The following is a 14997-nucleotide window of genomic DNA, read 5'->3' as shown; positions in this document are numbered from 1 at the left end:
ACTTCGCTTTTATATGGATAAAACTTACAGAAAGGATTACTATGGCGCAGCCAGCATATATTAAAATTGAAGGTGTTACACAAGGACTTATTTCTAGTGGGGCTTCTACGCAAGAGAGCATAGGTAATCGTTACCAAGCAGGACACGAAGATGAAATTATGGCTCAAGAGATTTCTCATATTGTAACTGTTCCCACAGATACACAAAGCGGACAACCATCAGGTCAAAGGGTGCATAGACCCTTTATTTTTACCTGTTCTCTCAATAAAGCTGTTCCTTTACTTTACAATGCCCTCACAAAGGGTGAAAGATTAAACAATGTAGAAGTGCATTGGTTTAGGACATCAATAGGTGGTGGAGCAGAACATTACTTCACTACAAAATTAGAAGATGCTATTATTACAGACATAGACCTTATTATGCCAAATGCACAAGATACAAGCAATAATAACAAAACTGAGCTCTTTAGGGTTTCTCTTAATTATCGAAAAATTATTTGGGAACATGTTGTTGCAGGAACGAGCGGAAGTGATGACTGGAGAAATGCTTAATTTCTTCATATCTGCCTTAAAAAACTTTTTTACATACCCTTAAAGTTGTAGTAAAAAACGGGATGCTTTGTGAGATAGTGAGATGAGCCTCTTTTTTCACAAAAATACCCCTAAAGGATAGTTTTATGAGTGCTTTTCTTTCTTTGGATATTAACTCTATCACCTTTACCATCACCAAAGCCCATATTAGAGAAAGTTTGCAGTCTCCTTTTCATATTACTTGTAATGGTTTTATAGAATCCTTTTATGCAGATATATTTTCTGCTACTTTTGCTTCTTTGGGTAAAACAAACTCTCCCTCACACACAATCCAATCTCATACCCAAGATACCGATTTTGCATCATCTGCTCCCCCTTATTCTTTTGCATTAGACCAACCTTTCAATCTCCAGCTATTGCAAGATAATTTTGCTCTATTATATATTTCTAATCCCTATGGCAACACAAACTATCATAGTGCTCTTTCTATCTCTTTAGGTAATACTTCTACCCCTATTAAATCATATAAGGGTATCATTACACATATAGAGTATTTAGGTTCTAAATCTAATGTTTCCTTAGATACAAATAACACAATCAACACTATTGCTGACATAACCAATACTTCTCAACAAAAGACACTCTCTTCCTTAGATATACCTACACCTAAATCTATAAACCATAGACATTTCTTTACCTTTACACTCACTTCTCCTCTCATAAGACTTTCACTCAATAAAGCAAATAGAATTTATACAGATAAAACACCTTTAGACATACTCAAAGATATACTCACTGCTTATACTCCACAATTATGCAAACAAATAGATTTTTCTTCTCTTAGCCAAATTGATAATCCTTTAGAGATTATCACCCAATATGAAGAATCTGATTTAGATTTCATCACACGATTAGCTCATAATAATGGTATATACTTTTATGAAGACAATGATACCTTATATGTATGTCATCACACACCCTATACTCCTATTCCTCTCACTAAAGTCCCTTTTAATCCTAATGTAAAAACACATAATAATCTTAATGAACCCTGTATTTTTGCTCTCACACATTCTCATCATATACACACAAAACAATTTAACTTCTTCAGCAATGATGCAAACAATCCTCAAATAAATACTTATATGTATTCAAAATATATTGACAAACAATCCCCAGACATTGCCACTCATTCTACATCAAATGATACTTCTCTAGCACAAGAAGATATGAATAATCCTTATAACTATACTGCCTCTATGCAAAGTGTATTTATACCCAATGTGAGTTTTACCTATCAAGCGAATATAAAGTCTCTTTGCTCTAATCAAGCCCAACATACTGCCAATACTCAAGCTCTTATGAACGCTCAAAGCAATATCTATACACTCTGTTTAGCTCAAAGATTATATATAGAATCTAAAAATAAATCTCTTTTAGGAAATAATATTCAAGATAATAAAACACAAGAGTCTATAAATGAATATACTATCATAGCATTAGAGCAAACCCTTATAAACGAATCTATTCTTGCAGATACTTTACCCTCTCATCAACAAGTCAATGATGGCAACATCTCTCGGTTCAAAGATGCTTATAGTAATCTCATTACTCTCTTGCCTTCAAACCTATCTTATATGCCTACACCCAAGCCCAAACCAAACCCTCCATCTCTTATGCAAGGTATAGTTGTAGGAGAAGAGTATATAAAAGCCAAGAATATTAAAGAGGCTAATGCAAGTATCATCAAACAGAGCAACACGCTTTATACAGATGAATATGGCAGGGTAAAAGTAAGGCTACATGCCTTTATGGCACAAGCTTTACTCACGGATAATGATATACACACAACACCCAATACAAACAATACCAAACATTCAAACAATACTCATTTAGAAGATGATTTATATACTCTTAATACACACACAGCTTTTCTTAGAGTAAGCTCTCCTATTGCAAGTGCAAGTTCAGGTTTTTATCATACTCCAAGAGTTGGAGATGAAGTATTAATAAGTTACTTAAATAATGACATAGATATGCCCATCATTATAGGCAGTCTCTACAATCCAAGTAATCCTGCCTTACCCTCTTTACCCTTAGCCTCTCATCAAACAAGTTTAAGTGCAAGAACTCTTAATAATAGCAGTGCATTGCAAGCAGAGAATACAAACTCTCATCACAATCTCATAGAATCTGGATTCAATGAAATCACGCTTTCAAATCTCAAAGAACAAGAACACATCTATCTTCAAGCACAAAGAGATTATGAAGAACTCATTAAGCATAACTTCACTCAAACCATACATAACAATAAAGAATCTCAAGTAGAGGGAACTTATAATGAAAGGATTAAAAAGATTCATGCTCAAACCATAGATTTAGCAAAGATTGTGAGTATTGGAGGAGAATATAATACCAATGTAGCTTTATCTAAAGATACCATTGTAGGATTAAGCCATACTCTTAACATAGGAGCAAGCAATAAACTAAGAGTAGCAAAGGATAGTAGTGAATATGTAGGAGAGGATAAGGAGGTGGAGATAGGGGGGAATCTCAATACGAGTATAGAACAAGATGAGAGTAGGAATGTAGGGGGAGATAGCAAAAATCAAATCAATAAAGGTTATGAGCTTTATGCTGCAAATGGTATTAGTCTTAATACAGAACAACAATTTAATCTTAGTGCTAAAAATTACATTGATTTATCAAGCACTGAAGATTTTAGCCTACAAACAAAAAAACAGCTCACACAAGTAGCAGATTCTAGTTATGCTAAAATAGAATCTAATTATAGCGTTAATGCTGGTAACACTATAATTCACCAAGTAGGAGACACTTCTATTACTGCTAAGGGAGATTGTGTTATTATTAAAGCTGGTGGAGTAGAAGTAGTCATAGATTCTAAAGGATTAGTCGTTAAAGGTGGAGAGGTAAAGGCGGAGTGAGGGGTAAAGAAAACAAGATAAGATACTATAAAGAAATTAAAACTTCTTTGAGAAACTTAAGCTTTGAGAAAGAAGAGTTCCCTTAATCTTATGGAGGATAATAATGAGTAGATATGAAATGCTACTTTATAATACTTTTAAATTTTACTTTGAGATAGATTTAGAAAATAATATAATGCCCATTGATAATGCCAAAAATTCTTTAAACACTTTTCTTAATAATTACAACAATGACTATATACAAATCTTACAAGAGAATATCACACAAGAGAATCTAAAAACACTCAAATCTTCAAAAGAGTATCTTACTTTATTGCATATACAATATCTTGGGGAAAATGAACAAGTATTCGGTAAAGGCTTTCAACAAGCACTCAAAGAAAAATCTCATCTTAAGCTTTGGTATGAGATAAGATACAATAGCAATAGTAAAAATGATAAAAGCATAGCTATTAAGCGTTTTAAACAATCCAATCTCTTTGGGCTTTATGAAAATAATGATATTAATGATAAAATCTTTCAATCACTTTGTGATAATGTACAAATTAAAACTAAAGACCTCAATCAAGATAAAGTTAGTCTTAATGAATCTATGATATTCTTTGAATTTTTAAACATTGCAGAATCTTCAAAATCTCAAACATACTATGAGAGCATAATAAAAAAAGAAGAAGAAATAAAGAAAAACTTTACAGATGATAGCTTCCCACTATCTCAAAGTCTAGTTTCAATCACTCAACCCTTTTTAAATACAATGAAGCAATATTATATCCAAGAGAATAATCCAAGCCTTAAAATAGAGAGTATTTACATTATACAAAAATCTAAAGATAAACCAAATGTTACAGATAATATCGCTACAATCAATAAGCGAATGCAGCAAAACAACTCCTCTTTTTTTATCTTTTATCCTCAAAGTATCGGGGATATAGCTCTGCAAATAAGACAAAAGTTTAATTCTACGCTCTACCTTATAGTTTGCAAAGATACAAAGATTGATTGCACTTACTTAGGCACTCATTCAAGGCTTTATTTGAGTGATTTTAAAGATAAGCAAAGCACAAATTATTTTTTAGGCACAGAGATAAAAAATGACACAGAATCTGCACAAGAACCAACTCTTTCACAAAAAGATGATTATCTTGAATTAGATAAAAATGGTGATGATATAGCAGATTATCAACAAGAATATATCTTTAAAAATGCAGAGCCTATACTCACTATCCAAAAACACCAAAGCAATATCCTACTCTACAATACAGGCTTTAGCAAACAAAACCATATTATTTCCAATGAAATAAACAAAAATCAAAAAGTGAATAAGCTTGGTATTAAATTAAAACTCAAAGAAGAAAAATCTCACTCTACTGATTGTTCTAAAGAAGGTAATTTCACACTCTACATTAATGAACTCTATATCTATTGCTCTAATCAACACTCCTCTATTCAACACAATCATAATAATGAAACGAACTCCAATGAGTCAAATAATTCTATACAAGATTCTCATAATTCACAGGGGCAACCTATCATCTATCTTCTTAACTGCGAAAATAGAAAAACCTATCAAATAAACTTACAAGAAAACAAAGATAATAATGGCAATACCAAAACAGATAAAGCTGGTAATATCAGTTATAATGCTACTCTAAGCACCGAACTTAACCTTGATGATACTCCTCTTGCAAATGTTACAACCAAACTCATACTCTCTTGTAATGATTTAGTGACTCAAAATTATTCCACTTATGATATACACAAAATAACAGGTGTGGGCATAATATCAGTAAATAATCAAATAAAAAAACAAGCTAAAGCAGGTGAAGGCATTACTTATAAGAATATCTTACATCTTAAGCAAACTACAACACTTGATGAAAAGATAGACAACACAGATTCTATCCTTGAAGTGAGAATAAACAACATACAAAAACCAATAAAGATAGATACTGCCTTAGAATGTGAAGCTATCTATTATGGCTATAATTTGGTTAAATGGGCTTATATGATACTTCCTACAAAAGATTATAATCCAAACAAAACAGGCTTAATAAAAGATGAGCATTACTATGAACTCCCAAGTGATACCTACAAGGGAAATATAATAACATTTAATCCTAAAGAATATTTGCAAAGCCTACAATCACATCAAGCATCACACATCAATACAGACAGAAGCAATCAAACAAGCTCTCAAAGTCCAAATTCAAAAGCACAAACAAACCATTCACAATCATCATCAAACTCTCAAACCACCAATCCTCCAAATTACTCCCAACAACTCCAATACCTCACACAGGGAGATTATACTTTAGTTATCTTTGCTTATCTACGCTCCCCAGCCTATAAAGCAAATTATACCACCCATACCAAACTAGATTATAAACCTCCACTATCTCTATACTTCAATGGTAAGGAATTACAGATAGTAGAATGGGGAGAGGTGAAAAGGGATAAGCTAGATTCTAGCCAATATGATACACAAAGAATCTTTCAAGCAAGAAGTGGCAAACCTATACCTATTGCCTCACAAAATAATACAAACGCCCAAAACAATAATACAAATTATATAGGTAATCCTATTCTTAATCCAAACAACCCTCAAGAATACTTTGATTATTCCAAACAAAGACAAAAAGCAAAGGATATAGGAGCAATACCTGAAGGGACATACTATATAGACATTAGCCAAAGCACAGAAAATAAACAAAGTGGTATAAGAACACTCAATCAAAACATTATTTTAAAGTTTAAAGATAAAGAGAGGCAAAGTAAATGGGGCAAATATAATATCCCTATCTATACCAATAAAGAATGCACCAATACTATAGAATCTACCACACAAAGAAATAATTTCTACATTCACGGAGGAGAAAGCTATGGGGATAATGGAGGGATAGATTTAGCTAAAGAAGATACAAGATTCTTTGAAACATTAGAATCCATCAAAGAAGAATATAAAGATATATTAGAAAGCTTAAAGGATAATGAGGGCAGAATGGTAGTAAGATTAGGGGTGGGGTATGAGGAAAGAAAAAGCGAGATTGATTTGAGAGGAAAAAGAACACCAAATGGTGGAGTTGTGGAGTGGATTTCGCAGTTTGATAATACAAAAGGAGGTATGGGAACAAAAGCTGGTAATACAGCGTGTAAGCTTACTTGTGATGAAATATTAAGAAGATCTGGTGTTAGCTTGTCTGAAACACCGACATCTTATAGGGGAAGCATATTGTATCAAATCTCAATAGAAAAAGACGTAGCATACTATCGGAGCAATGATACTCATAAGAGGATTTCCGATGGTAATTTAAATACAAAAGAGCAAAATGAGTATTTAGACTATGACGAAAGAATATTGCGAGAAGGTTTAAAGTATATAGACACAGAGTTAGAAAAAGGGTATCCTATCACTATTGGTGTCGATCATACTTATCAACACAAAGGCGGCTTTAATAGCGACTTATCAACCGATCATTTTGTAGTAATCGTAGGCAGAAAATATGATGAAAAAGGAAAGTTATATTATTTATTCTATGAAGTTGGCACGAGATATAAAGACAAAGGTATAAGCGATGAAAATAGATTTTACATTGAGAATAATACACTACACGGAACACCTGCGCACAATATGAATAGGCATTATGTCGTAACCCAAATACGCAGAAACTTATCTTACAAAAAGGATTAAAAATGAAAAAACTTTTATTTCTTTTGCTTATACATTTTGCTTTTGGCGAGGAGTATATATGGCAATGGTATAGGGTTGATTGCACATATACGCAGAACATAGAAACATTGTTTGAGTATTGTAGTCCTATGGAGCAAGAATTTATAGAAGAGGCAAGGAAAGAATGCGGAGAAGATAATTGGATAAAATTGCAAAAATGGATTGCTTGTGGTGCTCCACAAAAAGTAATTATAGGAGCTAAGGATATACAAGAAGCCTATAAGGCTTATATGCAGTATGCTGGTGAAAAATGGTTATTTGAAAAACTCCCGTTGCAAAACTTGAAAAAAGAAGACGATGATTATTTGATTCAATATGTATGGAAAGGCAATACATCTTTGGAAATATATTATGGTTTTGATATGAAAACTCAATGCGACTATGTGTATTTTTCTGATATGGGTAATGGCAATATTGCTATTGTAAAAGGTAACGATACCGTATGCAAACTCTAAAACTACATTGCAACTCAAATGCGAGTTAATATAAACTAAATATAAGGAGCAAACCAATGAAAAAGCTAATACTGTATATCTCTCTAACAATCTTTCTCAACGCACAGACAATGGATTTATGGGATACAAATTTTTATGAAGTAGCTAAAGAGAATGGCAAAGATTGCTTAGTAGCTGATATAAGTGGATTTAGCCTAAGATTAAATAAAAAATTGCAAAAAATGATTCGTAACTTTGCTATGGAGGCTGAAAGCTTGAAAATTATAAATGTGCAAACAAAAAATAATCATATATCCATAAAAGCTGTCTCTGTGCCACATAATTGTAACGAAATAGGTGTTAGTAGGTGTTTAAATGAACCTATACAAAACACTACTTCTTACTCACAAGAATTTAACGTGTTTGATATTGAAATACTTAATGACAATATGCTCTCTGTCAAAGATGAATTTGGAATAAGGTTTTATACGAATGACACTAAACAATACACATTGTGTAAATCTCAAATAGAAGTGGAACAATAGAACCAGCAGGAGCAAATCCAAAGATAGATAAACCTGCTGAGGAGCAGCAAAAAACAGCGGGTGGAGATATAAGAATACCCACAGGAGAATATGAGGTGTTTTGGAAAAAGTCAGATATTAGTAAACCTGCTTTAATGATAGAAAATCCGAATAACAAAGAAATATATTTAAATGATTTGCGACAAACAATAAAAAACTTAGGCATAAACATAGAGCAATTGTATTGCGATACTACAACTTGCAAACATAATCAAGACAATAGAAAAACTTTTGGAACTAAACATCTTCATATTGTTCCTCAACTTAAACCAAAAAATACAAATACCACAATAATAGGTGAAAGCCGAGATGGGATTCTTATACACTATGGTGATACGGGCGAATGGAGCACAGGCTGTCTTTTGCCAACAAATGAATTAAAATGGAAAAAAGAAAGATGGATAGCCAAAGATAGAGATAGCACCATTAATGCTATTGCAAGATTATATAGCCCTTATTAAGCACGATATAGAAGCTTTTAAAAATTATGCACTTGGTGCAAACAATCTAGCAAAAAGCACAATTAAAAATTTTACTATTCAAATTAAAGAAGATGATGAGATTAAATCTTATGCCAATTAAGGAGAAATAATGCGTTTAATGATTTTTATGTGTTTTGCTATGAGTATTATGTATGCTGTGGGCAATGTGTATGATATGCATTTTAAAGATATGTTATCCCATCAAACTCCTTATGCTAGCACTCTGCATAAAGACAAAGAAACGCAATCTACAATACATTATAAAGGAACAATAACATTAAGCGGGGTGCTAGAATGGCAGATGTATGAGGAGGAAGTGGATTTTTATTGGCGTTTAGTGTTTTTCCCTGATACACCCGATGCTCTGCCTAGACTTTTTGCAGATGATAAGCGAGCAATTTTTCTCAATGATACGCTTAAAAGAGATCCCACATTTCAAGAAAATAGTTTTTTACAAATTTATAATCTTTTGCCAAATCAATTAAATCAAGCAGATGAATATATCTTAGGCGGGATAGCGATGCGCGCAACGCTATCTTTAAAAGATTATTATATTGATAATCAACTAGAGAGTGAAGCTGAAACGCCTTATTATGCGACCATTGAAACAGATTCTGTAAAAATATCAAATAATATAAAAAAATGGTATATCAATAAAAATGCCCTGCCAAGTGAATATTTGCTCTTTTTTGCCTCCAAAGACTCCTACATTAATCTACGCCAATCCCCTAATGGCAAGATTCTGCAAGCAATACAAAAAGATACGATGTTAAATGATTGTAATACACGAGGAAATGAGCTTAAAAATCAAGGAATATTACTATCTCTGGGTGTAGATTCCACCAATCCCAAATGGCTAAAAGTAGCGTATATCCCACCAGAAGCAAAAGACACAAGCAAAGCAATCTATGGCGTAATCCACGAAAGTCAAGTAAGAATAGATTGTTATGAAAATTAAACATTATTCAATCCCAAGTGATACATATAAAGCAAGGAATCATACCACCCATACCAAACTAGATTATAAACCTCCTTTATCCTTACGTTTCAATGGTAAAGTATTAGAAATACTCGAGTGGGGAGAGGTGAAGAGGGATAAAAGCTTTAAGCTTAATCCACTAAATCTTAGTAATCCTAAAGCATTCATTGCAGAATCTAAAGATTATCAAATAAAACTTGATACTATTCCAATGATAATAAGACCAAGAGATTCTTATATGCTTAATATCACAGATACACACAATAGTAATCAAGCAACAATAACAAATACTAATGCACAAAATATCATTAATCCTGAAATATTCATAGATGATGACTTCTGCAAACTCATACATATACTACAACAATACAAAAATCAATATAAAGCAAGTGAAGTGAAACTAGAGGTGGGGTATGAGAACATATCAAATTACTATGTAGATAGCGAGGGGTATATACAAGGGGCAGGATTTAAGTTGCCAACAGATAGCAAAGGTAATGATGTCAAAATAAATTTAGCTAACTTTATAGAACACGGGGAAATTGGTAAAATCAGGGCTATTATTTTGCATAGAACTATGAGTAAAAGTGCTCAAAGCAGCATAGATTGGTGGCAAAACCATAAAGCTAAAGGAGCTGGCACTCATTTTATGATAGACAAAGATGGCACAATATATCAATGTGCAACTTTATATAAGACAACTTGGCATGTTGGGGCAAGAAAAAAGGGGATAACCATAACTAATAATACAAGTATAGGTATTGAAGTGGTGGCTTGGTATGACGATAAGACTCACAAATGGGATGAGGCTACAAGAGAACAAAAGATAGCATTACGAAAAATAATAAAAATACTGCTTAAGCATTACAATCTTACTGAAAATGACATTTATGAACATGATAAAATAGCAAATAAAACAGCTGGTGAGGGTGCGAATCTTTATATAAAAGGAGAGAAATAATGCTGAAGCGATACTTGGTGTTTATAATGTGTGCTTTTATACATTGCTCACAAGCAGCGGATATAAACGAGCCTTTGGATAAAAGCTTTAAGGATATAGATATTCATATTTTAGAGATTACTTATCCCAAGAAATGTGAGATTGATGATAGGGCTTTCTTTGTTTTGAGTAAAGAAGCCATAGCTTCATATTTTCAAAATGCAGAAATATACGATGAAAAATCCCCTGTTGGGGTTAGAGATTATCCGCATTATCAATGCGAGATTGCAGGAAAGTTTTTAGCTCATAATCAGTCTTATGATTTTAGGCTTGATTATGGTGGTGTGGGATATATACATAATGATACAACTGCCAATATCACCATATGCAATCGCAAAGATTGCTATCCTTGTGCCGTTATAGATGTCTATTATGATGCCTTAGAAAGTAATGATACAAAATGGCTGGAAAGATACAAGACAGAGTATTGTATAAGAAAGTAAATGCGATATACCCTTACCCTCCTACCAAAATCCCTTATCTTTACGCCTACCCTAAAGCCTAAGCCTAAAGCTCCTAGTAGCACTCTAGGTATAGTCATAGGAGAGAGTGATGATATATAAAGCCAAAGGGGACAAAGAGAATATCCAATGGCAAACAATCTTATTATGAGGGCATAGGAGGCAATAAAATGCTAATCACTTACGAAAGAATTATCCAAGCACTTAAAGATACTAGGCAACAAGGAGGATACTAAAATGAAACAATTGCTTCAAGGGACATTGATTGCTTTATTGATATGTGTGGTGCAACTACAAGCCATCTCGCATACCACGCAAAACAATCAGCAAGAGTGCAATATCACGGGTAAATCTAAGCTTTATCAAGAGTGGGCAGAACAATGGAAAGGTAAATATGAGACAGATATATACTACCATCAAACAGGCACACCCTCTGCCATAAAAGATATGTTAGAGCAGTGTGATATACGAGGGCTGACACTCATACTAAATGATATTGGTACAAGGGAATTTATACTTCATTAAGCAAGTGGTGGCGCGATTTTTTTAATGATTGCCATAGAATCTGCACATCCCCAATCTGTCCAATTTCTCTTAGAGCATAAGCTTACGCAAAAAGATAATAAAGATATTTATGAAGAACAAATGATAGAAGAGACTATCGAGGGACTCACTTCGCTTCATCTCGCCACCCAAAAACTCCAAGAAGCCAAAGCTAAAGGAGATTCTAAAGCAGTAGAAAACTATGAAAAAATTATAAAACTTTTGCAAGAGTATGAGGTAAAATAGATAAATGAGTGTAATACCAAAATTACAATGCACTAACACAGATTCTATCCTTGAAGTGAGAATAAACAACATACAAAAACCAATAAAGATAGATACTGCCTTAGAATGTGAAGCTATCTATTATGGCTATAATTTGGTTAAATGGGCTTATATGATACTTCCTACAAAAGATTATAATCCAAACAAAACAGGCTTAATAAAAGATGAGCATTACTATGAACTCCCAAGTGATACCTACAAGGGAAATATAATAACATTTAATCCTAAAGAATATTTGCAAAGCCTACAATCACATCAAGCATCACACATCAATACAGACAGAAGCAATCAAACAAGCTCTCAAAGTCCAAATTCAAAAGCACAAACAAACCATTCACAATCATCATCAAACTCTCAAACCACCAATCCTCCAAATTACTCCCAACAACTCCAATACCTCACACAGGGAGATTATACTTTAGTTATCTTTGCTTATCTACGCTCCCCAGCCTATAAAGCAAATTATACCACCCATACCAAACTAGATTATAAACCTCCACTATCTCTATACTTCAATGGTAAGGAATTACAGATAGTAGAATGGGGAGAGGTGAAAAGGGATAAGCTAGATTCTAGCCAATATGATTTGCTTTCTATAATTTCCCCTGTGTAGATTTTTAACCAGCTCTCTCTATCAACACAATACGGGCACTTACATCAAAAAAGTGGTAACAAATTTGGCTTATTTTGTAAAACCTCCTTGCTTGTTACCGATTTTGTAACCATTTTTTTCTTTGCTGCTCTATAAAAATGCTATGTAAAAAATATGTGGAAAAATATTTTGAAAGTGCGCATACCAAGGGTTTCTAATGCCTTCTAATTCCCCTTAAGAACTTTCAATAGTGGTGGACGCGCAGAGGATCGAACTCTGGACCCACTGATTAAGAGTCAGTTGCTCTACCAGCTGAGCTACACGTCCTTTTGCATTCTCTTTAAGCTTTGCTCAAAAAGAAGCGGTATTATACTTTATGGAATTTTAGTTTTTGCTTTAGCACAGAGGCTAAAGCTTTAATTTTGCAATGCGTATGAGAGAATCTAAACCCATAAAGCCAACTTTGCAAGTGTAGATAGGCATAAGTGCGAATCAATAGTAAAGGTATATGAGACTAGCGAGTCTAAACCTTTTTCCCGACGCTTCGCGCCACGAAGCGGGCGAGAATAAGGTTGCACTATTAGACTAACGATTTTCTAGTTTATCTGCAAGTGAGGTATATCCTCACTTGCATAAAATAAAATCGCACGAAATGCTAATCCACACTTGCAAAAGGTCTTGCTTTGCAGATATAAAATCTGCTTCGCGCCATTCAATCCCGAAGGGATTTAATCTCGCAAAGGGCGATAGCCCTTGAGGACTAAAGGATACACTTATAACCGCATTTCATTTGGTTATCAAGTGAGATTCTAAGGTTAGATTCTCTAGTCTAATATCTTTTTTATTTTTCTATAAGGAGGAGGGACTTAAATATGCAAGTGTAGGCTAGTGCTAAAGCATAAGCGCAAAGTCAGCTCGGCAATATATGCCTCGCTTTCCCCTACTTTTTTATTGTTATTCGCTAGATTATCCGCTCACCCCCTTACGACGCTTTAAGAGGTTGGCACTTTATGCGATTTAATTTTTATGTCAGCGAAGACATATCTCACTTGTGGGGAGACAAACTTAGAGTCTTGTTTTTGTTTTATAAAAAACAATGAGTTTTGCTTGATATTGAGTATTTCAAAAAAATATTTTTATCTTAAATATTTTTAGATTCTTTATTTATCGCAAAAAGATGTAATCCTGCAAAGGCAAAAGGGATTTATCCCCCCCCCTTTTTTTTGGTAAAGGCTTTTCTATCCTCACTCTAACTTCCCCTAGCACAAAGAAGGGACTTTGTTTTATCCTCCCTCGTGGAATTTCTCTCTTTATTCCCCCTCCCAAAGCGGAGGGGGCTAGGGGGTGGGGCATAAGAATTAAATATTTTAAATGAAGAATACAGGAGATTCAATTCTCTTTAGAGAAAATATAGACTAAAGAATTTACCTTAGAATCTTTGCTTTGTAAGTGTGGATAAGCATTGTGTGTAAATACCTCTTAATGATAAATGCGATAGTAGTTATAACCTTTAGGTGTAAGCGCGGATTCGTTTCACACAAGCAAGACTTTTACAAATGTGAAAGCATTGTGCGTATGTCTCTGCTCACAAGACTTTTTAAAGAATCGCTACTTTGTAAATATAAATTGGCACTTCGTATAAATACCGGGGCTTTAGCCCTGATAGTAAAAGCCATAATAAACTAGAGATATTCTCATCTCTATCTCATTTATAGCACCCTCTCTTCTTCTTTTATTTTCTACTTTTTCTACTCTTTCTCCCTTATTGCTCTTTTCCCTTCTATTTTTATTCTCTTGTTTCTCTTTTCTCTATTGTTCTTGCCCCTTATTTTTCTCTGCTCTCTTTTTCTCTACTTTAAAACTCTTTTATTATTCTTTATTTCTTTATTTGTTTTCTTTGTTTTGTTGATGTTATCTTCTAAAACCATATCGCATATCGTAATGACCCACCAGCACTTAGTCGCTCTTGTGCGAATGTGCCATCTACTTGTAGGCTTAATTCACTCCTTTTACCTAAGGAGTAGTATAGCCCTGCGCTTCCTGTGCCCATTACAGGAGGTAAATGTAGCAATGAAGAGGCATTATGAGGTCCTATTTGTAGGGTAGTTGTATGCGTATCTTTAAGAGTATATCTCCCCCCTAGGGAAAAACTATATCTTGCATTATGTGTAAAAGCCTTTGTATATCTTACTTGGAGAGATACATAAGGCAAATGAAATAAATGTGCAGGATAAGATTCATCTAATGCAAATTCACTAGGATAGTTTAAAGTAAAGGCATTAAGTGCAAATATACCATAGCCTATACCTATCTCTGGTGAGATATAGCTATTATTAAAAAGCCGAAAGAAGTTTGCTCCTATTTTAAACTCTCCTTCTGCCCCATACGCACTTAGCTTATTAATAGCTGATATATCAAGGGCATTGAGATAAAGC

The 14997-nt window shown here is 33.7% G+C and carries 13 protein-coding genes and 1 tRNA gene; 12 read left to right on the top strand and 2 right to left on the bottom strand.

Going from position 1 to position 14997, the window contains the following annotated elements:
* Positions 1-41 precede the first annotated feature (41 nt).
* From QZ289_RS09305 to QZ289_RS09250, 12 genes are all read left to right on the top strand, one after another.
* Positions 42-551 carry an Hcp family type VI secretion system effector gene (locus QZ289_RS09305; protein WP_011115087.1) on the top strand — a complete coding sequence of 170 codons (510 nt, stop codon included), beginning with the start codon at positions 42-44 and terminating at the stop codon, positions 549-551.
* A 125-nt stretch (positions 552-676) separates the two neighbouring features.
* On the top strand, positions 677-3475 hold the full coding sequence (locus QZ289_RS09300; protein ID WP_295701899.1) for a type VI secretion system Vgr family protein: 2799 nt from the start codon (positions 677-679) through the stop codon (positions 3473-3475).
* Between the two features lie 103 nt (positions 3476-3578).
* Entirely contained in the window at positions 3579-7163 is a 3585-nt protein-coding gene (locus tag QZ289_RS09295; RefSeq protein WP_295701896.1) for a hypothetical protein, read from the top strand.
* A 2-nt stretch (positions 7164-7165) separates the two neighbouring features.
* Complete coding sequence (locus tag QZ289_RS09290; RefSeq protein ID WP_004084784.1) at positions 7166-7657, top strand: hypothetical protein; 492 nt, start codon at positions 7166-7168, stop codon at positions 7655-7657.
* A gap of 56 nt (positions 7658-7713) precedes the next feature.
* Positions 7714-8181 (top strand): hypothetical protein, encoded by a 468-nt coding sequence (locus tag QZ289_RS09285; RefSeq protein ID WP_295701892.1) that lies wholly within the window; start codon positions 7714-7716, stop codon positions 8179-8181.
* 95 nt (positions 8182-8276) lie between these two features.
* Positions 8277-8681, top strand: coding sequence for a hypothetical protein (locus tag QZ289_RS09280; RefSeq protein WP_295701890.1), 405 nt, complete (start codon positions 8277-8279; stop codon positions 8679-8681).
* A gap of 130 nt (positions 8682-8811) precedes the next feature.
* Positions 8812-9660 (top strand): hypothetical protein, encoded by an 849-nt coding sequence (locus tag QZ289_RS09275; protein WP_295701887.1) that lies wholly within the window; start codon positions 8812-8814, stop codon positions 9658-9660.
* Positions 9650-10642 (top strand): peptidoglycan recognition family protein, encoded by a 993-nt coding sequence (locus tag QZ289_RS09270; protein ID WP_295701885.1) that lies wholly within the window; start codon positions 9650-9652, stop codon positions 10640-10642. Before QZ289_RS09275 ends, QZ289_RS09270 begins: the two co-directional genes overlap by 11 nt.
* Complete coding sequence (locus tag QZ289_RS09265) at positions 10642-11124, top strand: hypothetical protein (RefSeq protein ID WP_002957669.1); 483 nt, start codon at positions 10642-10644, stop codon at positions 11122-11124. The genes QZ289_RS09270 and QZ289_RS09265 overlap by 1 nt, the downstream gene beginning before the upstream one ends.
* A gap of 255 nt (positions 11125-11379) precedes the next feature.
* Positions 11380-11667 (top strand): hypothetical protein, encoded by a 288-nt coding sequence (locus QZ289_RS09260; protein WP_295701880.1) that lies wholly within the window; start codon positions 11380-11382, stop codon positions 11665-11667.
* A 24-nt stretch (positions 11668-11691) separates the two neighbouring features.
* Entirely contained in the window at positions 11692-11931 is a 240-nt protein-coding gene (locus tag QZ289_RS09255) for a hypothetical protein (protein WP_295701878.1), read from the top strand.
* 4 nt (positions 11932-11935) lie between these two features.
* On the top strand, positions 11936-12583 hold the full coding sequence (locus tag QZ289_RS09250; protein ID WP_295701876.1) for a hypothetical protein: 648 nt from the start codon (positions 11936-11938) through the stop codon (positions 12581-12583).
* A gap of 230 nt (positions 12584-12813) precedes the next feature.
* Here QZ289_RS09250 and QZ289_RS09245 read toward each other — a convergent pair.
* Positions 12814-12889: transfer RNA gene (locus QZ289_RS09245), tRNA-Lys, on the bottom strand.
* Positions 12890-14480: 1591 nt separating this feature from the next.
* Positions 14481-14997, bottom strand: a 517-nt coding sequence (locus tag QZ289_RS09240) for a hypothetical protein (protein ID WP_295701874.1), incomplete at its 5' end; no start/stop codon positions are given.

Source organism: uncultured Helicobacter sp., from assembly GCF_910577135.1.
GTDB lineage: Bacteria > Campylobacterota > Campylobacteria > Campylobacterales > Helicobacteraceae > Helicobacter_C > Helicobacter_C mastomyrinus.
The sequence above is the reverse complement of the archived record's forward strand: the minus strand, read 5'-3'. Positions and strand labels throughout refer to the sequence as shown.